The following is a 20,180-nucleotide window of genomic DNA, read 5'->3' as shown; positions in this document are numbered from 1 at the left end:
GTTTCGGCGGGCGTGTCAGATCGTGCCGCTGGCGCCTTCGATCGGTGTCGGTTCGGAGACGAGCCCCTGGCGCCGCCGCAGCGAAGGGAACCACCACATCCACAGCCCCACCACCACCAGGGTGCCGATGCCGCCGATGAGCGTGGCGTTCACGGCCCCCAGCGCAGCGGCGAGGATGCCGGACTCGAATTCGCCGAGCTGGTTGGAGGTATTGATGAAGATGGCATTGACGGCGCTGACCCGGCCGCGCATGTCGTCCGGCGTCTCCAGCTGTACCAGTGCGCCGCGGATCACCATGCTGACCATGTCGAAGGCGCCCAGCGCGAATAGTGCACCCACCGACAGCCATAGCGACGTGGACAACGCGAACACCAGCGTGGACAGGCCGAAGCCGGCCACGGAGGCGAACATGATGGGTCCGACGCGGCGCTCCAGCGTATTCCGCGACAGCCAGATCGACATCAGCAGGGAGCCGACCGCGGGTGCGGCACGCAGCACGCCGAGGCCCCAGGGACCGGTGTGCAGGATGTCCTTGGCGAAGATCGGCAAGAGCGCGGTGGCGCCACCCAGCAACACCGCGAACAGGTCGAGCGAGATCACGCCCAGCACGGCGGGCCGGTGGCGGATGAAGTGCACGCCGGCGAACACGCTTTTCAGCGTGGCCGGCTCGCGCTTCGGCGGCGCGTGGTCGTAGGACAGGCGCGACATGAGCACGATGGCGACAAGGTAGAGCACGGCCGACACGCCATACACGGTGGCCGGTCCGGCGATGTAGAGCAGGCCGCCCAGCGCGGGTCCGACGATCATCGCCGCCTCGCCGGCCGCAGCCGTGGAGGCCATGGCCCGGGGCAGCACGTGCGTGGGCACGATGGCGGGCAGCATGGATTGCAGGGCCGGGAACTCGAACGCCTTGCCCACGCCGATGACGAAGACCAGGGCCAGGATGCCGGCCTCGTGGAGCCGCCCGGTAAAACTGAGCACGGCGAGCACGGCGATGGCCAGCCATTCGATCGCCTGGCAGAGGGTGACGATGCGGCGCCTGTCGAATTGATCGGCCACATGGCCCGCGGGCAGGGCGAGCACTACCGAAGGCACGAATTGCGCCAGTCCGATCAGCCCCAGGTCCAGCGCCCGCCCCGTGATCTCGTAGACCTGCCAGCCCACGGCCACCGACATCATCTGGAACGCAAAGCTGGAGGCGTTCTTGGCGAACCAGAACTGCAGGAAGGCGCGATGGTACATCAGGCGCACGGGCGTCGCAGGCGTGGACGACATGGAACGTTTCCTTCGAAGGCTTGCGCCAGTTTACCTGTCGCCTTGCCACCGGCGGTTCCTGCGGCGAAGCTAGGGTCCTTTCCCGTCGGAATCGCAAGATCATGCGCCGAATCGCCACCCTTCTTGCCGCCACCGCCCTGCTGGCCGCGTGTTCCTCCCCGCCTGACCCGGCACCCACCGCACCGGCAGCGACGTCACGGGCCGACGAGGCGGCCAAGAAACTGGAGACCTATCGCCAGTTGCTCAAGCTGCACAACGACGGACCCGCCGTGCAACTCGGCCACGAGATCGTCGACACCTACCCGGAAACACCGGCCGCGGCCGAGGTTGGCAAGACCCTGGCCGGCCTGGAGTCCGGCTACAAGGAGGCCAGCGAAAAAGCCCGCCTGTCGGCGTTGTGGCTGTACCAGACCTCGCCGATGCAGGGGGGTACCCAGAGCACCGCGACCCTTCAGTCCAGCCGCCCGTCCGGTGAGGAAAGCGTGCGCCTGATCCTGCGGCGGCACACCGCCTGGGGGCAGAGCGTGTTCCTGTATGCCACCGCTGGCAAGGGCTTCGTCTGCAAGGGCGATTGCACCCTCAAGGCCACCTTCGACGGCAAGGCGAAGACGATCAAGGCGTTCCGTCCGCCCACCGGCGAGCCCGCGCTGCTGTTCCGCAACGATGCCGCATTCCTGAAGGACCTGGCGAAGACAAAGCGGCTCACCATCGACGTGGTGACCGTGAGCCGCGGCGAGACCACGCTCACCTTCGAGACGGGCGGTTTCGACAACGACAAATGGACGCCTTTGCCGAAGAAAAAGTGATCAGTGCAGGAACAGTTTCTCGGTGATCCGGGTCAGCGGCCATTCCAGCATGGCGTTGACCCGGGCCGGGAGGTCCAGCGGACGCAATAGCATCTTCACCGTCATCTCGGCGGGGATATGGCGCTTTAGCAGCCCTTCGGCACGGCCGATCACGCGGCGGAACTCCGCGTCGTCCGTGGCCTTGTCGGGGTAGCGCACGTTGAAGACGTGGCGCAGTGCGATATCGCTGTCCTCGTTCTTGATCTCGTTCAGCCGTTTCAGCAGCACGCGCAGCGTGCGGAAGCGGCCGATGCCGTCGCGCTGCCGGTAGATGCGGAAGTGCTGGTAGAAGTGCTTGTAATGCCGCACCTCGTCGCTCTTGATGTAGTTGGTCAGTTCCCGCAGCACGGGTTCATCGGTGACATCGTTGAGGGCGCGATAGAGGCTGGCCGTGCCGGTCTCGACGACGCAACGCGCCGCCAGTTCGAGGCCACGGTCGGGTTCCAGTTCCTCGGCCGTGCATACCGAGCCGTAGTGCGCGAAGAAGTTCCTGAAGCCTTCGTCCCAGTCGAAGTCGGGCCACACGTGCCGCACGTAGGCGGCCAGTGCGCGCCCGTGCTGCATCTCCTCGTGCTCCCAGTGGTCGCGCAGCCAGGATTGCAGTTCGTCGTCACCGGCGAAGTGGTCGACCAGGTTGTGCGTGTACAGGTCGGAGCCGCTCTCGACGAAAGACGAGCTGCACAGCAGGAGGAACAGGTCTTCGTTGTGCCTGACCTTCTCGACGTCGATACGTGAGAAATCCAGTTTTTCGAGCGTCCATGGCAAGGTGGCGGCGTAGCTCACTTAGGGTGTTCCTCGATCGCTTAAGCATGTCGCCCCCGTGGGCGTTGCCGAATTGTGACAAAGCCGGGCGATTAGCGCACCACGGTCACCGGCACATGGGCCCTGGCGAGCACGTCGGTAGCGGTGGAGCCCACCAGCCAGCGGGCCAGGGCGCCTCGCTCGGTGTGGCCGATGACGATATGGTCCGCGCCGTGTTGGGCGACGTAGGCGAGCAGGGCGTCGCCGGGCGTGCCGTGGACCATGTCCACCACCACGTCCAGGCCGTCGCCGCCATGCAGGGCGGCGATCTCGGCTCGCAGGGCGTCGAGCTGCTCGGCGCCGTTGTCGCTCATCAGCAGGGCAGCTGTGTCGGCGCCGTTTTCGAGCTGCCGGACGGACACCACGTGCACGCTGGCCTGGGCGCAGGTGGCCAGTTCGATGGCGAAGTGGAAGGCCCGGCGGGCGGTTTCGGAGCCGTCGTAGCCGACAAGGATCTTCTTGGGCATGGGAACATTCCTCTGGGTGAAGGCACGAGTGGATGGTAGGTCGGTCGCGGCGACCCACCAAGCGGTTCACCGCCTGTGCACATAACCGGCGCCTACATGAACAAGCGTTCGAGTGCTCCGTGTTTCTTCACATTCGTGAGCGGAGAATCCGCCCTCACACAGTCCCTGCCACTCTTTCTTACGGAGAACGAACATGATCAAGCGCATCGCGGGTATGGCCATCATTGCAGTGGCGGCGGCAGGTGCTTTCACGGCGCAGCCGGCACGCGCGGAGTCCACCGCCGCGACCAAGTGCCACATGACCTTCAGCACCACCGGCTGGGCGGCCATCTACAAGAAGGCCGACGGCCGCGGCCACGTGCGCTGCGACAACGGCCAGAGTGCCGACGTGATGATCCACGTCCGCGGCGGTGGTCTGACCGCCGGCAAGTTCAGCATCGAAGGCGGCAAGGGCGAGTTCACCAACGTCAAGGGCATCAGCGAGATCTTCGGTGAGTACGCCTCCGGCGGTGCCAATGCCGGCGTCGTGAAGAGCGCCGAAAGCGCCGCCATGACCAAGGGCGAAGTGTCGCTGGCCGTCACTGGTACGGGCCGCGGCTTCAACCTCGGCGTCGACCTGAGCAAGTTCGAGATCGAGCGCCTCGGCAAGTAAGCCAAGCGCCACGACTCCTGAAGGGCACCCCACGGGGTGCCCTTTTTTTATGACTCTTTCCCGGCCATCGCCGATACACTCGTGACCTTTCCCGTCCTTCGAGGTTTGCCCATGCGTCGCCTCCTCAGCGTTATCGCCCTGTCCCTGGTCACCTTTGCCGCCTGGGCCGCCGCCCCCGTGGTGGGCGACAAGGCGCCCGATTTCCGCCTGCAGGACCAGAAGGGCGACTGGCACACGCTGGACACCCACAAGGGCAAGTGGCTGGTCATGTACTTCTATCCGAAGGATTTCACGGCCGGCTGCACCACCGAGGTCTGCACTTTCCGCGATGACATCGCCAAGCTGCACAAGGCCGGCGCGGACGTGGTCGGCGTCAGCCTGGACGACGTGAAGTCGCATGCCGAGTTCGCCGAGAAGTACCACGTGCCGTTCCCCCTGCTGTCCGACGCCGATGGCGCCACGGCCGTGAAATACGATGTGCTGAACAAGACGCTGGGCATGAAGTACGCCCGCCGCGAGACCTTCCTGATCGATCCCGCGGGCAAGATCGTCAAGGTCTACAAGGACGTCGATCCCGAAAAGAACTCCGGCCAGGTGCTTTCCGACCTCGACCAGTTCAAGAAGGCGGGTGCCTGAGCGTGTTCGAAGCCGCCCGGGGCGCCCGTCACACCCGTCCATTCGCGCCGTGGCGCATCGTCGTCTGGCTGGTGATGCTGCTGGCCGCGGCCGGCTTCGTGGTCAATGCCTATGCCGGCTTCGTCTTCGGCCAGGCCGTGGGCACGATGAGCACCGCGGCGGTGGCGGGTGGTCCCGACCCCCGCATCGCACTGCTGTGGTCGCTGGGCTACACGCTGGCGGCGTTCGCGATCATCGTCGTCACGTTGTCCACCCTGCGCTGGCGCGACTGGGCACGTGGCGCCATGCGTATCGTGGCGCTGCTGCTTATGGTGTGGGCTGCCTACACGGCATGGTTCGCCTATGGACAGTGGCAGCAGCTGGGCATCGTACTCGGGCAGGCCGGCTTGCCGCCGGACCTCGTGATGGTGGCGGGTCGCCAACGCAGCATCATGCTGGCGGGTGTGGTGCTGAAAGTGGTCTCGGTACCGCTGCTGGCGTGGCTGGCCTGGGCGCTGGGCAGCCTGCGTGTGCGCCAGCAGTTCATGGTGCCTGCGCTCTGACCGGTTCAGCGGCCATTCGCCCCGCCGACGCTATCGAATGGCTTTAGCCGGGATGTATCCATGACCGCACGCCTGCTCGTTCTCGCCCTCGCCGTCGGATTCGCCGGCGCCGCGACGGCCCAGGACATCGACCATAGCTGCCGCATCGCAAGCAGTTACGACCTGACCGTCCGTCCGGACTCCCTGGTATTCGATCGTGCGCAGGGGGCTCCGCGCAGCGTCCGCATGCAGGACGGCACCCTTGTCACCGATGGCAGGAGCGTGGCGCTACGGCCCGACGAGCAGGATCGCGTGGCACTTTTCGAGCGCAACGTCCGCCTGCTGGTACCCAAGGCCAAGGGCCTGGCCAGCGATGGCGTGGACATCGCGGCCAAGGCGGTGCGTGACGAAGCCGCCACGGCCGCGCCCGGGGCGGCGGCCAGCGGCGACCTTGATCGCGCGCTCACCGCGCGGGTCACCGACATCAAACGGCGTATCGCCGCCAGCCAGAGCACCCGCGACTGGCAGGAGGACGCCATGCGCGCCTATGCTCAGGAGATCGTGTCCGATATCACGCCCATCCTGACGGAGGACGTGGGTGGGGAAGCGATGCAGTTGGCCATGAACGGCGACCTGCAAGGCGCCGCCGCCCTGCGGGATCGCGTCGCCGCGGTGTCCAGCGGTGGGCAGGCCCGGGTCATCGCACGGGTCGAGACTGCGCTGCGGCCACGCGTACAGGCGCTGTGCCCCTCGGTTCAGCAACTTCTCGACCTGCAATCCGGCCTGCATGACAGCGCGGGTCATCCACTGCTGCTGCTCGAAAGCGGCGAATGACCCCAGGCTGACCGAAATCGCCGGCATTTATGACCGGCTAAGTCCAGGGGGTCTAACGTCCGTCCCATGGAACGTACTTCGATCCGTGTCGTGAATGGGCTGATCCGCCGCGTCATAGCGGATCGCGATCTGTATCGCCACGCGTCACGGGGTGTCAGGGAACCCGGCCTGAAGGCGATCCTCGAAGAGTCGGCCGACTCCCTGAACGCCATTGCCGGCGATCTCCAGGGCCAGGTGAGTGCCACCGGCGGCAAGCCGGCCTCTGCTGGCGGCGCAATGAGCGGGGTCCGGCGTACGGTGGTCGAGGCGTCCGTAAAGCTCTCACACGACCCGGACGTCACCTGGATTCGTACCCTGGAGCAGATGGAACGCCGTCTGCTGGATGCCTTCCTCAAGCTGGAGGCGTCCTCGGGCGACCGCGCCACGGTGGGTAGGCATATTGCGCGTCTGCGCCTGCTTCATTTGGATATGAGCAACCTGGGTGGCGTGACGGGCCGCTGAGCCCGGGGGCAAACGATCAGGCCACCGCTCGCACGGCTTCAGCCCTGCGCATGTTCTTGAGCGTGCGGTGCATGACGGTATCCGCGGACACGTGTACTCGTCGGAGATTCATCAGGGTCTCGCGGTCGGCAAAGAAGTTGGCAAAGGCGATAGCGTCCGCGGGATCGGACCGGACGGCGATCTGCGTGCCCTCGCGATAGATGCCCCAGGACGTGCCCGACTGGGCAATGTGATACTCGATAGCCGGTCTGCGCATGATTGCCTCCCTCGCGGCGTGGTCCGCGTGTCTGTAAGGGTGGCGTAGTGAGGCAGCGGGGGTAATCAGACAATTCTGAAAAATCCCACTATTTTTTTGAGTAATAACTCAGTGCGCGAGCTGCCTGGTGACTGCTTCCCTCAAGCGTCCGACGAAGCGACGCAGCATGTCGTGGACGCCGGCCAGTCGCAGCATGGCATCGGCCCGGGTCGCCTCGGCGCGAAGCAGGGTCTCCAGCATCTCCAGGTGCGCCGCCTCCGCTGACGCGCCGAAAACCCGCATGCCGCCCAGTACACGATGCAGGTGACCGGCCACGGCGTCCGGCGTCTCCGAGGTGCGAAGGCGATCCATGGCGTCGTCCAGGTCGGCTTCGAAACGATCGATCATGTCGGGCATGGCGGCCAGGTCGCCGAACAGGTCGCGCCACAGGTCGACATCCCATGCATCGACCTCGCCGCCAACTTCGCCGGCGTGTCCTGTGGAATCCTCGGGCCCGGACGCCAGCGCCTCGCGCAGGGCGGCGAGACGCAGGGGCTTGGTCACGAACGCGTTGGCGCCTGCTGCCATGCAGCGGTCGCGTTCGCTCGCCATGACGTCCGCGGTCATGACCACGATGCGCATCGTGGCGCCGCGCTCGCGCAGGGCGCGTATCAGCGTGTGGCCATCCATGCCGGGCATGTGCAGGTCGGTGAGCAGCACGTCGACCGGCCACGTGCCGGCCGTGCGCAGGGCATCGGTGCCGTCACCGGCGATGCGGCACCGATGGCCGATTCGCTGGAGTTGCGCGGCCACCAGTTCGCGATTGACGGGGTGGTCCTCGGCGACCAGCACGTTCCGGGCGATGGTCGTTCTCTCCGTCTGGGCGGTGGGCGACGGCGTGTCCTGCGCAGGCATGACGGCCACGGGCAACGCGCATTCGACCGTGACCCGCGTGCCGACGCCGGGGGAGCTGGTCATGGCGATATGTCCACCCAGCAACTCGACGAGGCGCCGGCTGATCGCCAGCCCGAGGCCGCTGCCGCCGAAGCGACGGGTGATCGATGCCTCGGCCTGGCTGAAGGGCGAGAACAAACGGGCGATGTCCGCATCGGCGATGCCCATGCCGGTATCGCTCACGATGAAACGCAAACGCTGACAGCTATCGTCCGCGTCGATGACATCCAGATGGACATCGACGCTGCCATGCGACGTGAACTTCACGGCATTGCTGACCAGGTTGACGATGATCTGGCGAAGGCGGCTGCCGTCCACCATCACGCCCGGTGCCACGCGCGGATCGACCCGGGCCGTGATTTGCAGTCCTTTCTGGCCGGCTTGCCAGGCAAAGAGGTCCACGATGCCGGCGACCAGTTCGCGCAGGTCGACGGGAACGGGATCGATAGCGACCTGGCCGGCCTCGATCCGCGAGAAATCCAAGATGTCGTCGAGGATCTGCAGGAGTGACTCGGCCGAGTTTTCCGCGGTTTCGAGCAGGCGTCGCTGCCCGGGTTCCAGAGGGGTCCGGCCCAGTATCTCGAGGGTGCCCAGTACGCCGTGCATCGGCGTGCGGATCTCGTGGCTCATCATGGCGAGGAACAGGCTCTTGGCCTGTGTCGCCGCTTCGGCCGCGCGCTTTGCTGCCGCCAGCTGGGCCGACTGTCGATGGCGCTCGGAGATATCGATCCAGTAGCCCGTGAACTCGGTGCCTTCGGCGACCGCACGCGGCAGCGCATGCGAGGCGACCCAGCGCTCGGGATCGCTGTCGCGCACACGCAGCTCCGCGTGCAGTGGTTGAAGCGTTGCCGCGCTGTGTGCCATGGCCGCGAGCAGGGTGGGTTGGTCGCGTTCGTCCACTCGCGCGAATGCGCGTCGCTCGTCGGCCATGAGGGTGTCCGCGTCAATGCCGAACATGGGTTCGGGATTGCCGCCGACATAGACAAACGTGATGGATCCACCCCGCCGATACAGGAAGCGATAGACCACGGCCGGCATGTGCCGTGTCACGTCGGCCAGTTGGGCCTCGCTGCGCAGCCGCAGGCGTGTTTCACGGCGAAGCCGCAGGTAGGCGTACGACACGGCCAGCAGCAATAGCATGACCAGTGCGCCGGCCGGTCCGACCTTGCGCGCGATTTCCTTCCACGATCCACCCCACGTGTACTGCGAGCGCAGCCAGGTGTTGCGGATGGCCTGCGAGCGACGCTCGGGCATACGCGCCAGGGCGCGGTCGATGAGCGATGCCAGGCGGGCGTAGCGGTTGGCGACGCCAATGGTGAGGGCGGCACGCTCGTTCGTGGGGGCGGCGAGCTTGAGCTGCGCCGGATAATCGCGTCGGATCTGCAACTCCGCAGTAGCGATATCGCCGACGTAGGCATCGGCGTCGCCTGCGGCCACGGCCTGCAGCCCCGCCGCCGTCGTCCTCACGTCGATGGCGACCGCCCCAGGTATCGCCGCTACCGCGGCCGCCACGGCGCCTTGCGAGAGGTTGGCCGCGATGCGTCGTCCGGAAAGGTCGTGGATGTCGCCGATGGTGGGGAACGCCTCACGCGTGACGATCATCACGGGGAATTCGGCGTAGGCCTGTGAGAACACAAAGTGCCTGCCAAGAGCGCCGTTTCGTGGCGACGCGGCGGCAAGCAGGTCGATGTCGCCCACGGAGGCTGCGCGCACCGTCTCCGGCCAGTCCGTGGTGGCGACCGTGCGCGATCGCACGCCGAGCGCCTGCAGCGCCGCTTGCAGGTAGTCGAGCGACAGGCCTTCGCCTTCGCCATCGCGATCGATGAGCGACAGTGGCGCGGCGGTGGGATCGATGCCGATGCGCAGTATCGGTAGGTTCGCCAGCCAGCGCCGCTCGTCGTCGTTCAACGCCACGGCGATGGCAGGCGTGTCTGTGTGGCCTGCATCGTCGTGCACGGAGGGCATCGCCCACGCGCGGACGTCCGTCGTATGCGTTTCGGCCTGCCACTGCGATGCCGACGCCAGCGGTGGGTGGCCGTCCGCACTTGCAGCGCCGACGGGTGCCTGCCATGCGATCGCTGCACAGCTTAATTTGACCAACATTCTCAAGCGCGTCATGGCGTTCCTTCGACCACGCACGGAGCTTTACTGTAATCTCCGCCGTGCGAAGAGATGTAACACATGGCATGGAAAACGGCTGCGCGTTTCCGCCGTCGAGGGAAGACATGGTTCTGCGAACGATCATTGCCGACGATCATCCGGTGGTCCTGATGGGCACGCGTGCCGCGCTCGAGGCCACGGGGGATATCGAGGTGGTCGGTGAAGCCGCCAACGGCGACCACTTGCTCGACCTGCTGACCACGCGCCCCTGCGATGTCGTGGTCACCGACTTCTCGATGCCGGGTGGACGCCACGGTGACGGGCTGGCCCTGATCGACCTGATGCGTCGTCGCTATCCCCGGCTTCCGGTGGTCGTGCTCACCATGGTCAACAATGCCGCGGTGCTCCAGGCCATGCGAGCGCGGGGCGCACTCGGCCTATGCGACAAGCGGGCACCGCTGAAAGAGGTCGCGGTAGCGGTCAGGCAGGCCGCCGTCGGAAGGCCCTACCTCAGCGACACCATTCGTCGCCAGTTCGACGTCGCCGGTGTCCAGGCGCCTTGCGATGCATCGCGGCTTTCCGCGCGCGAGATGGAGGTGGTCCGGCTGTACGTCGGGGGCATGTCGATCACGCAGATTGCCGAACGCCTCAGTCGTAGCGTCAAGACGGTAAGCCGGCAGAAGCGCGACGCGATGCGTAAACTCGGCCTCGATCACGACAGCCGCCTCTCCGAATATGCCCGCGAACGAGGCATCGCCTCCTGACCCTGCCAAAGGTCACGCCGTGACCTCAGGCCCATGCGTGGGATGCCGATGGGGTTTAAACCAAAGGCAAGCCGAGCGCATCCAAGCCGGTGTCATCTCCCAGGGAGCAGGATCATGCGTCATTCGCCGATTGCCGGAAGCCTTGCCGTCGCCCTTGCGTTGTCCGCCGCGACAGCTCACGCCGGCACGATCAACTTCAGCACGGACACCTGCAAGAGCGATTACTCCACCCCGTATGACGTGGATGTCACGGATGCCGGTCTGTCGTTCCATCGCAAGACGGGCGCGCCGGCGGATATCTTCCTGCACGACGGCAGCGTCCGTATCGATGGTCGCCAGACGACGGTGTCATCCGCCGATGCCGACGCGCTAAGGCGCTACGAGGCCGGCGTGCGCAAGCTGGTCCCCGAGGTTGCCGCCATCGCGCGCGAAGGTGTGCAGCTCGGCTTCTCGGCCATGACCACCGTTACGCTGTCCTTCGCCGATGGCGAGCAGCGTGCCAGCCTGCTGGAAAAGCTCAAGCGCAAACAGGCCCAGGCCCTGCGCCAGATCGACGAAGGCGTGGGCGCCGGGCACTGGTCGAACGACCACATGGCGGAAACCGTCGGAGGCTCCGTTTCCGATACCGTCGGCGAACTGGTCGGCTCGGTCACGTCCAGTGCCGTCACGGCCGCCCTGTCCGGCGATGCGAGCAAGGTCGCGGCGCTGCAGGCCCGCGCCGAGTCGCTCGAAAAATCGCTGGACGGCGCCATGGACAAACGGTCGAAGGCGCTGGAGCATCGTTCCGACCAGATCTGCCCGCAACTCAACGACCTGGCCGATCTCCAGCGTGGCTGGACGGTACGTCAGCCGGACGGCAAGCCGCTGGAGCTGATGACGATCAAGCCCAAGGACAGCGATAAGGGCGACAAGGGCGGGAAAGCAGTAGCCAAGGACGCTGGCAAGGTGGCGTCACGCTAACGAGCCTGGCCTCGGCCGCACCGGCCCTTGGCATGCAGGGCCGCTTCGGCTCAGGGCAGCGTGTCCAGCCAGGCAAGGACGTTCTTTACCGTATCGCTGTAGAACGTCCGGTACATCTCCTCGGTGACATAGCCGATATGCGGTGTGGCCAGCACGTTCGGCAGGTCGCGGAAGGCGTGGTCGGCGGGTAGCGGTTCGGTCTCGAACACGTCCACCGCGGCGCCAGCGATGCGACCGCCTATCAGCGCATCCACCAGTGCCGCCTCGTCCACGATCGGGCCGCGTGAGCTGTTGATGAGGCGCGCGGTCGGCTTCATGGACGCCAGTTCCGCCGCGCCGATGAGGCCGCGCGTCCGTTCGCTGAGCCGGGTGTGGATGGTCAGAAAGTCGGAACGCGAGAGCAGCGCCTGCTTGTCGACGCGCTGTACGCCGAGCGCGCTGGCCGTTTCTTCCTGGAGATTTTCGCTCCATGCAATGACGTGCATGCCGAAGGCCTTGCCGATGCTGGCCACGGCCGAACCGATCCGGCCCAGGCCAAGGATGCCGAGCGTCTTGCCGCGCAGTTCGGTGCCCAGTCCGACCTGCCAGCCGCCAGCGCGCACGGAGGCCGCTTCGCCGGCGATGTCGCGCGCCAGCCCGACGATGGCGGCCCAGGTGAATTCGATGGTGGGCGTAGACGCATAACCGGTGTGCGCCACGGTGACTCCATGCGCCGCCGCAGCCTCGGTGTCGATGGACGCATTGGCCGCCCCGGTGGAGGCGATCAGCCGCAGGCGGGGCAGGGCGGCGATCAGGGCGGCCGTCATCGGCGTGCGCTCGCGCATCACGCAGATGACGTCGAAGCGGGCCAGTCGACGCACCAGCGCCTGGTGATCGTGCAGGTGGTCGTGGAAGACGGTGAGTTCCGCCCTGGCTTCCACGGACGACCAGTCGGCGCTGGTGCGCGCAACCTTCTGGTAATCATCCAGCACTGCCACGCGAATCGGGTCATTCATGCATGTTCCTTGTCAGCCGGCCGGCTGGATCAGGTCCCATCCGTTGCCGTAGAGATCGTCGAACACCGCGACCGTGCCATAGGGCTCATGGCGCGGTGTTTCCCGGAAGCGTACGCCGTGTGCCTGCATACGCGCGTGATCGGCGGCGAAGTCGTCGGTGTGCAGGAACAGGAACACGCGGCCGCCCCCCTGCTTGCCGACCTGGGCGCGCTGCCCGTCGTCGATGGCGCGGGCCAGCAGAAGCTTCGTTCCATCCGACCCCCGCGGCGCGATCGTGACCCAACGCTTGCCCTCGCCCTGGGGCGTGTCCTCTACCAGTGAGAAGCCCAGCGCATCGACGAAGAAGGCGATGGCCTCGTCGTAATCGTGGACGAGGAAAGCGATGGCGCCGAGGGACTGCATGGGGGGAATCCTTGCTGTGGGGACCAACAAGCATCGGCTCTGCCCAGGCCGGCCGCAAGTCCCTTTGCGTCAGGGTGCGGGGGTTGCGCGAGAACGCTCGACGCCAACCTTGCACGTCTGGCTTGTCAGTCGGGGTGCGCAACCTTAGCCTTCGGGCATGTCCAGTCGCACTACCTCGATGAACAGGTCACACCGTGCCGCTTAGCCAACTCGACAACCACGCCGCCCTTGTCGTTATCGATCTGCAGAAGGGCATTGTCGCCCTGCCGACGGTTCACCCGGCCGCCGATGTAGTGGCGAAGTCCGCGTCGATCGCGCGAAGAACCATCCTGTCGTGCTGGTCAATATCGCCACCAGCATCGGCATCGAGTTCACGGCGCGTTATGCCAGTGAACTCGGCTACGACGTCGTTATGGTGACCGATGCCATGACGGACCTCAACGCCGCTGCGCACGAGAACAGCGTCAAGACGATCTTCCCGCGTATTGGCGAGACGGTCACCACGGACGAGCTGTTGAAGGTGCTCGGTCAGGTGCAATTGTCAGCCTAAAGGAAGTGCTGGGATCGGCTTGGTGTTCGGCGATCGTGATCGCTTCACGAAGTTGCTTGCCTAGCGTTTCTCATGCCGGGGCAGGGATATTTTGTCGCCGTTGACAGGGTTGCTCTTCGGGAAGGGCAGCGCGCGCATCCGTTCGATCATCGCGGCAGTTGGCGGCTCACGGCAGATATCCCAGTGCTGCCCCTCGGGATAGGCGCCGACGACAAGAAAGTCGTTGGACGCATCGACGCGGCAATGACCGGTGCCCACCGGCAACAGGATGACATCGCCAGCCTTCACTTCGATATCGTGCCCTCCGGGTCCGCCCAGAACGAGTCGCGCCCAGCCGGTGGCGAAGCCGAGCACTTCGTGCGCCGTGGAGTGGTAGTGGTGATAGTCGAAAACGCCATCGCGCCATTCCGGTGGCCATCCGTTGGTTGCGAAGGTCGCCTCGATGTTCGACGCGAGATCGTCGCCCTCGTCGCCCTCAATGACATTCCTATAGACGAGAACGGGATACGCCTCGTTGTTGGGCACCCAGCCGTTGCGATGCATCCACACTGTTTCAGGCTCGGCACTCTGCTTCGGCATCATAGCGCTGCACTCCGTCGGTGTCGTGGGCGGCAAGCATGCGACAAGCGCACGTGATGGCAGCGCCCAGGCGAGCCGGCCTACTCGTGATGCCCGTGCGCATCCTCTGCAGCGATCCCGCCGCCGAGGCCCAGCCCTGCGCCGGCCGCCATACCGCCGCCCATGCCGCCGCCTTTACCTGCGCCACTGCCTTCAGCCTTCGCGCCGCCATCGGCCTTTCCCTTCGCCGCCACCACGCGTGCGGGTCCCTGGTTCGGAATGGCGATCTTCCGCGACACCGGTTCCAGGTCGAGGACTTTCCGAATGAAGTTACGCAGCGAAACGACGAGGTCGTGCATGTGCACCGGGTGTCCCTCGACCATCTCGGTGGCGGCTCGGGCCGCCAGCGCCACCTGTTCTTCGGTGCCGAGCAGGATGATGTCCGAAAGGGCCGCTTCCACCGCGTCGCGAACCCGGCGCGCCCGGTCCGAGCCCGAAGCGAATTCACCCGCAGAGCCTTCAGCTGAGGCGGCACGAAGTCGCAGGTCGCGCATATGGGTAGGGTCGACCGCGAGATTACCGCTGAACGAGCCGCCCAACGTCTTGTAGGCAGCGATCAGGGTGCGCAGCCGCTCATTGATCTGTCGGTTTTCCCGTTCTCGGCGTTGCTGCACCGTCTGCATGGCCAGCAAACGGATGCCCACGCCTATGAGGGTGATGACGGCCAGCCCGAAGAGGGTGGAGAGCAGGCCCTGCCACGAACTGAAGTCGAGATTGTGCATGCGAGCCATCCTCGCCCAGGCCATGCGATTTCCTTGCGAAGAGAAGGCGTGCTGCCCACCTTCGCCGCTGCGCGTCGGCAGTCTGGCATCGGGTTGGGGGAGCTGACGCGGCTGCGCGCCGGTTTCGCTCTGGACCAGGTGTGCGCGATTCGGCACGACCGGTGCCTGGTCAGCGTTTTCGCGATGTGCCGTACAATGGCCGACCACGGCAATGAACGAAACCGGTCAGGTCCATATGCTGCTCATGATCGACAACTACGACTCCTTCACCTTCAACCTCGTCCAGTACCTGGGCGAGCTGGGGCAGGAGGTCAAGGTGGTTCGCAACGATGCCCTCACTGTCGCGGATATCCGCGCCCTGGCACCCTCGCGCATCATGATCTCGCCGGGCCCGGGCACGCCGGACGATTCGGGCGTGTCCATGGATATCCTGCGGGAGCTGGCCGGCGAGTTGCCGATCTTCGGGGTCTGCCTCGGCCACCAGGCCATCGGGCAGGTGTTCGGCGGCACGGTGATCCGGGCGCGCGAGATCATGCACGGCAAGACCTCGCCGGTGCGCCATCGGGGGCAGGGCGTGTTCGCCGGGCTGCCCGACCCGTTCGAGGCCACTCGCTACCACTCGCTGGTGGTCGAGAAGGGCTCGGTGCCCGATTGCCTCGAGGTCACCGCCTGGACGGAGCGCGAGGACGGTTCGATCGACGAGATCATGGGCCTGCGCCATCGCACGCTGGATATCGAGGGCGTGCAGTTCCATCCGGAGTCGATCCTCACCCAGCACGGTCACGACCTGTTGCGCAATTTCCTCGGCATGCCGCTGCCACTCGCCGCGTAACGACAAGGATTCAGGCGCCATGCCGATGACCCCCTCCGAGGCGCTGCAGCGCACGATCGAGCACCGCGAGATCTTCCACGACGAGATGATCGAGCTGATGCACCAGATCATGCGCGGCGATGTCAGCCCGCTGATGACGGCCGCCATCCTTACCGGCCTTCGGGTGAAGAAGGAAACGGTGGGCGAGATCACCGGCGCGGCGCGCGTGATGCGCGACCTCTCGGCGCGTGTGGACGCTGGCACCCACCCGCATTTCGTCGATATCGTGGGTACGGGCGGCGATGGCGCGTCCACCTTCAATATCTCCACGGCATCCATGTTCGTCGCCGCCGCCGCCGGTGCGCGGGTGGCGAAGCACGGTGGCCGCAGCGTGTCGTCCAAGTCCGGCAGCGCCGATGTGCTGGAGGCCCTGGGCGCGCGGATCGACTTGCTGCCAGCCCAGGTGGCCGTCTGCATGGCCGAGGTGGATATCGGCTTCATGTTCGCGCCGAACCACCATCCCGCGATGAAGGTGGTCTCCCCGGTCCGGCGCGAGATGGGGGTCCGCACCCTCTTCAACATCCTCGGTCCGCTGACCAATCCCGCCGGGGCGCCGAACATCCTGATGGGCGTGTTCCATCCTGACCTGGTCGGCATCCAGATCCGCGCGCTGCAGGCCCTGGGCGCGAAGCACGCCCTGGTGGTCTGGGGCCGCGACGGCATGGACGAGATCTCGCTGGGCGCTGCCACCCTGGTAGGGGAGCTGCGCGACGGCGTGGTCCATGAATACGAGATCGAGCCGGAGGATTTCGGGCTGGCCATGGCATCCAGTCGCAACCTGCGGGTGGAGGATGCCGAGGGCTCCATGGCGATGCTGGTGGACGCCATCTCCGGCGTGCCCGGCGTACCCCAGGACATCGTCTGCCTGAATGCCGGCGCCGCCCTGTACACGGCGGATGTGGCGCCCACGATCCGGGCGGGTATCGATCTTGCCCGCCAGACGATCGCAAGTGGCGCGGCTCGTGCAAAAATGCATGCGTTCGTGGCCGCCACCCGGCGGCTCGGCGCCTGAGATCGCCGGGAATCCCCCTCTGCCCGGCCTTACCCAAGGAAGCGCTTCGATGCCCGACATCCTCCATCGCATTCTCACCCGCAAGGCGGAAGAAGTAGCCGAACGCAAGCGTCATCGCTCGCTGGATGACCTCGCCGCAATGATCGCCGACCTGGAGCCCACGCGCGGCTTCGTGGCGGCCATCGACGCCAAGCTGCACGACGGCCAGCCGGCGGTGATCGCCGAGATCAAGAAGGCCAGCCCGAGCAAGGGGCTGATCCGCGCCGACTTCAATCCGGCGGAGATCGCCCGCAGCTACGAGCAAGGCGGAGCCGCGTGCCTTTCCGTCCTCACCGACGCCGATTTCTTCCAGGGTCACGAGGACTTCGTGCGCCAGGCGCGCGGGGCCTGCAAGTTGCCCATCCTGCGCAAGGATTTCATCGTCGACGAATATCAGGTGTACGAGGCGCGCACCATCGGTGCCGACTGCATCCTGCTGATCGTCGCCGCGTTCGCCACCAAGACGGACGACGATGTCATCCATGATCACGAGGCCCTGCTCGAGCTATCCATGCTCGCCGCCGAGCTCGACCTGGACGTCCTGGTCGAGGTCCACAACGAGGAAGAGCTCGAAGTCGCACTCGAACTCCCCGTGCCCCTCATCGGCGTCAACAACCGCAACCTGCGCACGTTCGAGACGTCGCTGGGAACCTCGCTGCGCCTTAAGGAACTGGTCGGTGACGGCACACTGGTCGCCGAATCCGGTATCCACAACCGCGAAGACGTCAAGATGCTGCGCGACAAGGGCATCGACTGCTTCCTGGTTGGCGAGGCCTTCATGCGCGCCGCCGATCCCGGTACGGAACTGCGCAAGCTGTTCGACACGCCCAGCCTGACGCACAAGCACTAGGCGCGGCATGGACCAGGGGAGTGAAACGACGGGGTCACCTGGCCCCGTCGCCGACGTGCGTCGCGTCGTCCTGTTCGACTTCGACGGCGTCATCGTGCGTCACCAGACGCTCGAGCTGTATTTCCGCGAGTGCCTCTCCGGCGCCGGTCGCTGGCGCCTGTTGCTCGGCCTGCCGTTGCTGCCCTTCGTTCCTTTGCTGCTGCCGACCGTGGCGGGCAGCCGCCTCCTCGGGCGCGTCTTCCTGCGTGTGGTGACCTTCGGTCGGCGGGAAGCCAGCTATCGTCGCCGGGTCGGTGCGTTCGCCAGGGTCTACGCCCGGCGCCCCGGCGTGTTCCTGCGCGATGCGGTGGCGACGTTGCGCCGGCACGTCGCGCTGGGTGACCGGGTCGTCATCGTCAGCGGCAACGACCTCACGATGGTCGAGTCCATCCTGGACGAGGTGAGCCTGGCCGGTTACGAACTGATCGCGTCGTCCACGCGCGGCGGCCCGCTGGGGGTGCACTTCACCGTGCACAACGTCGAAGGCATGAAGGTGCGCAATCTTGACAAGGCCGGCATCCCGCGGCCCTGGGCCCTGGCCTACAGCGATTCCCTGTCCGACCTGGCCATGCTGCGCGCCGCCGACAAGGCGGTGCTGGTCAATCCATCGCCCAAGATGGAGAGGAAGGCCCGCCGCGCCCTGGGCGATCGGCTGGACGTGCTGCACTGGTTCTGACCCACGTCCGGCCAGCGCCTCAGCGCAGGAAGTACGAGCCCAACTGGTAGAGGCTGATACCCACGATCAGGCAACCTACCGCGACCATGACGTAACGGGGCGGCAGGTGCCTGACCAGCCACGCGGCGATCGGCGCGGCGATGACGCCGCCCGTGAGCAGGCCCAGCACGATGGGCCAGTGCTGCACGCCCATATGGAAGATCAGCGTCGACGAGATGGCGATCGTCACCACGAACTCCGCCGCGTTCACCGTGCCGATGGTCTGCCGCACGTCCCCGCCCCTGGCCAGCAGCGTGGAGGTGGCGATCGGGCCCCAGCCCCCCCCGCCGATGGCGTCGAGCAGTCCGGCGCAGAAGCCCAGGATGCCCTTGTGCCGGACCCGATGGCGCGACACGGTGCGGCCCGTGGCGCGCACCAGCACCACCATCCCCAGGATCAGCAGGTAGGCATAGACGAAGGGCTTCAGCACGTCGCCGTCGACACTGGCCAGGAACCAGGCCCCCAGGATGCCGCCTACCACCCCGGGAATGGCGAGGCGGCGGAAGGTCTTCCAGTCCACGTTGCCGAAGAAGGCGTGGGCCCCGCCCGACACCCCGGTGGTGAACACTTCGGCCGTATGCACGGTGGCGCTCGCCACCGCCGGGGGCAGGCCGAGTGCGAGCAGCACGGCGTTGGACACGAGTCCATAGGCCATGCCCAGCGCGCCATCGACCAGCTGGGCGAGCAGGCCGACGCCGGCGAAGATGAGGAACTGGCTCCAGTCCATGCGCCGTCGTTGTCGTGGATGGTGGACACACCATAGCCCACCGGCATGCGTGCCGGGAATGAAGGGGTTGCCCGTATCGCTTGCGTGCGACATCCCGCCGCCGCTAGCCTCGGCTTTCGACCCCTTGCGCGGATGCCCGATGTACCTCTCCTCCCTGCGTGAACTTGCGCTCGGCAGCCGGCTCAAGGCGCTCAGCGATCATTTCTACCAGGCGGTGGACGAGGTTTACCGGGCCTGTGACGCGGGCATCGAGTCGCGCTGGTTTCCGGTGCTGCGATTCCTGCGCGATGTCGGGCCCACCACCGTGACCGAGGTGGCCTCGGCCATCGGGCAGACCCATTCGGCGGTCAGCCAACTGGCGGATCGACTGGTGGACGCGGGCATGGTGGTTCGCCAGCGCGACCCGCGGGACGGCCGGCGCAGCGTGCTGGCGCTGACCGACGCGGGGGAGTCGGCACTCGGTGCGCTGGGGCCGGTATGGCTATCCATTCGCCGCGGCATGGCGGCGTCCATGGGGGGCCGGGGGCTGGCGCTGCTGGAGGCGATCGACGGCTGCGAACAGGCCCTGGCCGAGCGTCCACTGGTCGCGGCCATCCTCGACCAGCGCGCGGCGCTGGCCAGCGAAACCGTGCGTATCGTTCCCTACGAGCCGGCGCTGGCGCCGCATTTCCAGCGCCTCAACCAGCAGTGGCTGGAACGCCATTTCCGGGTCGAGGACGTCGACCGTGCCTTGTTCGCCGATCCGGAGGGGAAGGTGCTGGCCCGCGGCGGCACGATCCTGTTCGCGCTCTACGCCAGCGAAGTCATAGGCACCTGCGCCTTGCTGCACCATGGGGGCGGGGTCTACGAGCTGTCGAAAATGGGTGTGGACGAGAACTACCGAGGGCTAGGCGCGGGCCGCAAGCTGCTCGACGCGGCAATCGCCGACTACCGCGCCCGGGCGGGCACGGAACTGTTCCTGGAATCCAACAGCCGGCTGGCGAGGGCCCTTGGCATGTACCGGCGCGCCGGGTTCGAGTTGCAGCCGGCACTGCGTCCGGGCTCGCACTACGAGCGCGCGGACGTCCACATGATCTACCGGGGCGGCTGAGCCGC

At 66.4% G+C, this 20,180-nt stretch carries 24 protein-coding genes; 14 read left to right on the top strand and 10 right to left on the bottom strand.

Translation table 11 applies throughout. The annotated features are described in order from the left end of the window. Window positions 1-15 precede the first annotated feature (15 nt). The gene (locus FA89_RS02990; RefSeq protein ID WP_036138071.1) at window positions 16-1,275 is read right to left on the bottom strand and encodes an MFS transporter; all 1,260 of its coding nucleotides are present in this window, start codon (window positions 1,273-1,275) and stop codon (window positions 16-18) included. A 101-nt stretch (window positions 1,276-1,376) separates the two neighbouring features. On the opposite strand from FA89_RS02990, the gene FA89_RS02985 reads away from it, so the two are divergent. Continuing rightward, a complete protein-coding gene (locus tag FA89_RS02985; protein ID WP_036138070.1) occupies window positions 1,377-2,081 on the top strand; it encodes a hypothetical protein in 705 nt (234 codons plus the stop codon). Here FA89_RS02985 and FA89_RS02980 read toward each other — a convergent pair whose 3' ends face one another. Then, window positions 2,082-2,903, bottom strand: coding sequence for a ferritin-like domain-containing protein (locus FA89_RS02980; RefSeq protein ID WP_036138068.1), 822 nt, complete (start codon window positions 2,901-2,903; stop codon window positions 2,082-2,084). Window positions 2,904-2,974: 71 nt separating this feature from the next. Next, entirely contained in the window at window positions 2,975-3,388 is a 414-nt protein-coding gene (locus FA89_RS02975) for a universal stress protein (RefSeq protein ID WP_036138066.1), read from the bottom strand. A 193-nt stretch (window positions 3,389-3,581) separates the two neighbouring features. On the opposite strand from FA89_RS02975, the gene FA89_RS02970 reads away from it, so the two are divergent. The 5 genes from FA89_RS02970 (at window position 3,582) to FA89_RS02950 (ending at window position 6,532) form a co-directional block, all read left to right on the top strand. Continuing rightward, window positions 3,582-4,040, top strand: coding sequence for a hypothetical protein (locus FA89_RS02970; RefSeq protein WP_036138063.1), 459 nt, complete (start codon window positions 3,582-3,584; stop codon window positions 4,038-4,040). Between the two features lie 111 nt (window positions 4,041-4,151). Continuing rightward, window positions 4,152-4,676 carry a peroxiredoxin gene (locus FA89_RS02965; RefSeq protein ID WP_036138060.1) on the top strand — a complete coding sequence of 175 codons (525 nt, stop codon included), beginning with the start codon at window positions 4,152-4,154 and terminating at the stop codon, window positions 4,674-4,676. 2 nt (window positions 4,677-4,678) lie between these two features. Continuing rightward, window positions 4,679-5,218, top strand: coding sequence for a hypothetical protein (locus FA89_RS02960; protein WP_036138058.1), 540 nt, complete (start codon window positions 4,679-4,681; stop codon window positions 5,216-5,218). A 60-nt stretch (window positions 5,219-5,278) separates the two neighbouring features. Continuing rightward, complete coding sequence (locus FA89_RS02955; protein ID WP_036138056.1) at window positions 5,279-6,031, top strand: DUF2884 family protein; 753 nt, start codon at window positions 5,279-5,281, stop codon at window positions 6,029-6,031. A gap of 66 nt (window positions 6,032-6,097) precedes the next feature. Continuing rightward, window positions 6,098-6,532 (top strand): PA2169 family four-helix-bundle protein, encoded by a 435-nt coding sequence (locus FA89_RS02950; protein WP_036138055.1) that lies wholly within the window; start codon window positions 6,098-6,100, stop codon window positions 6,530-6,532. Between the two features lie 16 nt (window positions 6,533-6,548). Here FA89_RS02950 and FA89_RS02945 read toward each other — a convergent pair whose 3' ends face one another. Both FA89_RS02945 and FA89_RS02940 read right to left on the bottom strand, forming a co-directional pair. Beyond that, on the bottom strand, window positions 6,549-6,788 hold the full coding sequence (locus FA89_RS02945) for a hypothetical protein (protein ID WP_036138052.1): 240 nt from the start codon (window positions 6,786-6,788) through the stop codon (window positions 6,549-6,551). A 108-nt stretch (window positions 6,789-6,896) separates the two neighbouring features. Next, the gene (locus tag FA89_RS02940; protein ID WP_081916320.1) at window positions 6,897-9,839 is read right to left on the bottom strand and encodes an ATP-binding protein; all 2,943 of its coding nucleotides are present in this window, start codon (window positions 9,837-9,839) and stop codon (window positions 6,897-6,899) included. 107 nt (window positions 9,840-9,946) lie between these two features. Between FA89_RS02940 and FA89_RS02935 the strand changes: the two genes are divergently transcribed. Both FA89_RS02935 and FA89_RS02930 read left to right on the top strand, forming a co-directional pair. Beyond that, window positions 9,947-10,585 (top strand): response regulator, encoded by a 639-nt coding sequence (locus FA89_RS02935; RefSeq protein WP_036138049.1) that lies wholly within the window; start codon window positions 9,947-9,949, stop codon window positions 10,583-10,585. Window positions 10,586-10,699: 114 nt separating this feature from the next. Further along, window positions 10,700-11,545, top strand: coding sequence for a DUF2884 family protein (locus tag FA89_RS02930; RefSeq protein ID WP_036138046.1), 846 nt, complete (start codon window positions 10,700-10,702; stop codon window positions 11,543-11,545). Window positions 11,546-11,595: 50 nt separating this feature from the next. On the opposite strand, the gene FA89_RS02925 is transcribed toward FA89_RS02930, so the two are convergent. Further along, window positions 11,596-12,540, bottom strand: a complete 945-nt coding sequence (locus tag FA89_RS02925; protein WP_036138045.1) for a D-2-hydroxyacid dehydrogenase family protein — start codon at window positions 12,538-12,540, stop codon at window positions 11,596-11,598. Window positions 12,541-12,552: 12 nt separating this feature from the next. Then, window positions 12,553-12,942, bottom strand: a complete 390-nt coding sequence (locus FA89_RS02920) for a VOC family protein (RefSeq protein ID WP_036138042.1) — start codon at window positions 12,940-12,942, stop codon at window positions 12,553-12,555. A gap of 334 nt (window positions 12,943-13,276) precedes the next feature. Between FA89_RS02920 and FA89_RS20430 the strand changes: the two genes are divergently transcribed. After that, window positions 13,277-13,492, top strand: a complete 216-nt coding sequence (locus tag FA89_RS20430) for an isochorismatase family protein (protein WP_036138039.1) — start codon at window positions 13,277-13,279, stop codon at window positions 13,490-13,492. A gap of 60 nt (window positions 13,493-13,552) precedes the next feature. Here FA89_RS20430 and FA89_RS02910 read toward each other — a convergent pair whose 3' ends face one another. Both FA89_RS02910 and FA89_RS02905 read right to left on the bottom strand, forming a co-directional pair. Further along, window positions 13,553-14,074 carry a cupin gene (locus FA89_RS02910; protein ID WP_185754211.1) on the bottom strand — a complete coding sequence of 174 codons (522 nt, stop codon included), beginning with the start codon at window positions 14,072-14,074 and terminating at the stop codon, window positions 13,553-13,555. 77 nt (window positions 14,075-14,151) lie between these two features. Continuing rightward, complete coding sequence (locus FA89_RS02905; protein ID WP_036138036.1) at window positions 14,152-14,832, bottom strand: hypothetical protein; 681 nt, start codon at window positions 14,830-14,832, stop codon at window positions 14,152-14,154. Window positions 14,833-15,067: 235 nt separating this feature from the next. Between FA89_RS02905 and FA89_RS02900 the strand changes: the two genes are divergently transcribed. The 4 genes from FA89_RS02900 to FA89_RS02885 are packed head-to-tail and all read left to right on the top strand — an operon-like array spanning window position 15,068 to window position 18,319. After that, the gene (locus FA89_RS02900) at window positions 15,068-15,664 is read left to right on the top strand and encodes an anthranilate synthase component II (RefSeq protein ID WP_036143549.1); all 597 of its coding nucleotides are present in this window, start codon (window positions 15,068-15,070) and stop codon (window positions 15,662-15,664) included. Window positions 15,665-15,683: 19 nt separating this feature from the next. Beyond that, the gene (gene trpD, locus FA89_RS02895) at window positions 15,684-16,715 is read left to right on the top strand and encodes an anthranilate phosphoribosyltransferase (protein WP_036138034.1); all 1,032 of its coding nucleotides are present in this window, start codon (window positions 15,684-15,686) and stop codon (window positions 16,713-16,715) included. A gap of 49 nt (window positions 16,716-16,764) precedes the next feature. Next, a complete protein-coding gene (trpC, locus tag FA89_RS02890; protein ID WP_036138031.1) occupies window positions 16,765-17,604 on the top strand; it encodes an indole-3-glycerol phosphate synthase TrpC in 840 nt (279 codons plus the stop codon). Window positions 17,605-17,659: 55 nt separating this feature from the next. Further along, window positions 17,660-18,319: an HAD family hydrolase gene (locus FA89_RS02885; RefSeq protein ID WP_051938482.1), complete on the top strand. Its 660-nt coding sequence runs from the start codon at window positions 17,660-17,662 to the stop codon at window positions 18,317-18,319. Between the two features lie 19 nt (window positions 18,320-18,338). On the opposite strand, the gene FA89_RS02880 is transcribed toward FA89_RS02885, so the two are convergent. Beyond that, window positions 18,339-19,085, bottom strand: coding sequence for a sulfite exporter TauE/SafE family protein (locus FA89_RS02880; protein WP_036138027.1), 747 nt, complete (start codon window positions 19,083-19,085; stop codon window positions 18,339-18,341). A gap of 139 nt (window positions 19,086-19,224) precedes the next feature. On the opposite strand from FA89_RS02880, the gene FA89_RS02875 reads away from it, so the two are divergent. After that, entirely contained in the window at window positions 19,225-20,175 is a 951-nt protein-coding gene (locus FA89_RS02875) for a bifunctional helix-turn-helix transcriptional regulator/GNAT family N-acetyltransferase (protein WP_036138024.1), read from the top strand. The last annotated feature ends 5 nt before the right edge of the window (window positions 20,176-20,180 follow it).

Origin of the sequence: Luteibacter sp. 9135, assembly GCF_000745005.1 — a bacterium.
GTDB lineage: Bacteria > Pseudomonadota > Gammaproteobacteria > Xanthomonadales > Rhodanobacteraceae > Luteibacter.
The sequence above is the reverse complement of the archived record's forward strand: the minus strand, read 5'-3'. Positions and strand labels throughout refer to the sequence as shown.

What these genes read in the sequence shown, in the direction of transcription:
- FA89_RS02990 (WP_036138071.1), bottom strand. Translation starts at nt 1,275, where the DNA reads ATGTCGTCCACGCCTGCGACGCCCGTGCGCCTGATGTACCATCGCGCC.
- FA89_RS02985 (WP_036138070.1), top strand. Translation starts at nt 1,377, where the DNA reads ATGCGCCGAATCGCCACCCTTCTTGCCGCCACCGCCCTGCTGGCCGCG.
- FA89_RS02975 (WP_036138066.1), bottom strand. Translation starts at nt 3,388, where the DNA reads ATGCCCAAGAAGATCCTTGTCGGCTACGACGGCTCCGAAACCGCCCGC.
- FA89_RS02970 (WP_036138063.1), top strand. Translation starts at nt 3,582, where the DNA reads ATGATCAAGCGCATCGCGGGTATGGCCATCATTGCAGTGGCGGCGGCA.
- FA89_RS02965 (WP_036138060.1), top strand. Translation starts at nt 4,152, where the DNA reads ATGCGTCGCCTCCTCAGCGTTATCGCCCTGTCCCTGGTCACCTTTGCC.
- FA89_RS02955 (WP_036138056.1), top strand. Translation starts at nt 5,279, where the DNA reads ATGACCGCACGCCTGCTCGTTCTCGCCCTCGCCGTCGGATTCGCCGGC.
- FA89_RS02950 (WP_036138055.1), top strand. Translation starts at nt 6,098, where the DNA reads ATGGAACGTACTTCGATCCGTGTCGTGAATGGGCTGATCCGCCGCGTC.
- FA89_RS02945 (WP_036138052.1), bottom strand. Translation starts at nt 6,788, where the DNA reads ATGCGCAGACCGGCTATCGAGTATCACATTGCCCAGTCGGGCACGTCC.
- FA89_RS02940 (WP_081916320.1), bottom strand. Translation starts at nt 9,839, where the DNA reads ATGACGCGCTTGAGAATGTTGGTCAAATTAAGCTGTGCAGCGATCGCA.
- FA89_RS02935 (WP_036138049.1), top strand. Translation starts at nt 9,947, where the DNA reads ATGGTTCTGCGAACGATCATTGCCGACGATCATCCGGTGGTCCTGATG.
- FA89_RS02930 (WP_036138046.1), top strand. Translation starts at nt 10,700, where the DNA reads ATGCGTCATTCGCCGATTGCCGGAAGCCTTGCCGTCGCCCTTGCGTTG.
- FA89_RS02925 (WP_036138045.1), bottom strand. Translation starts at nt 12,540, where the DNA reads ATGAATGACCCGATTCGCGTGGCAGTGCTGGATGATTACCAGAAGGTT.
- FA89_RS02920 (WP_036138042.1), bottom strand. Translation starts at nt 12,942, where the DNA reads ATGCAGTCCCTCGGCGCCATCGCTTTCCTCGTCCACGATTACGACGAG.
- FA89_RS02910 (WP_185754211.1), bottom strand. Translation starts at nt 14,074, where the DNA reads ATGATGCCGAAGCAGAGTGCCGAGCCTGAAACAGTGTGGATGCATCGC.
- FA89_RS02905 (WP_036138036.1), bottom strand. Translation starts at nt 14,832, where the DNA reads ATGCACAATCTCGACTTCAGTTCGTGGCAGGGCCTGCTCTCCACCCTC.
- FA89_RS02900 (WP_036143549.1), top strand. Translation starts at nt 15,068, where the DNA reads ATGCTGCTCATGATCGACAACTACGACTCCTTCACCTTCAACCTCGTC.
- trpD (WP_036138034.1), top strand. Translation starts at nt 15,684, where the DNA reads ATGCCGATGACCCCCTCCGAGGCGCTGCAGCGCACGATCGAGCACCGC.
- trpC (WP_036138031.1), top strand. Translation starts at nt 16,765, where the DNA reads ATGCCCGACATCCTCCATCGCATTCTCACCCGCAAGGCGGAAGAAGTA.
- FA89_RS02880 (WP_036138027.1), bottom strand. Translation starts at nt 19,085, where the DNA reads ATGGACTGGAGCCAGTTCCTCATCTTCGCCGGCGTCGGCCTGCTCGCC.
- FA89_RS02875 (WP_036138024.1), top strand. Translation starts at nt 19,225, where the DNA reads ATGTACCTCTCCTCCCTGCGTGAACTTGCGCTCGGCAGCCGGCTCAAG.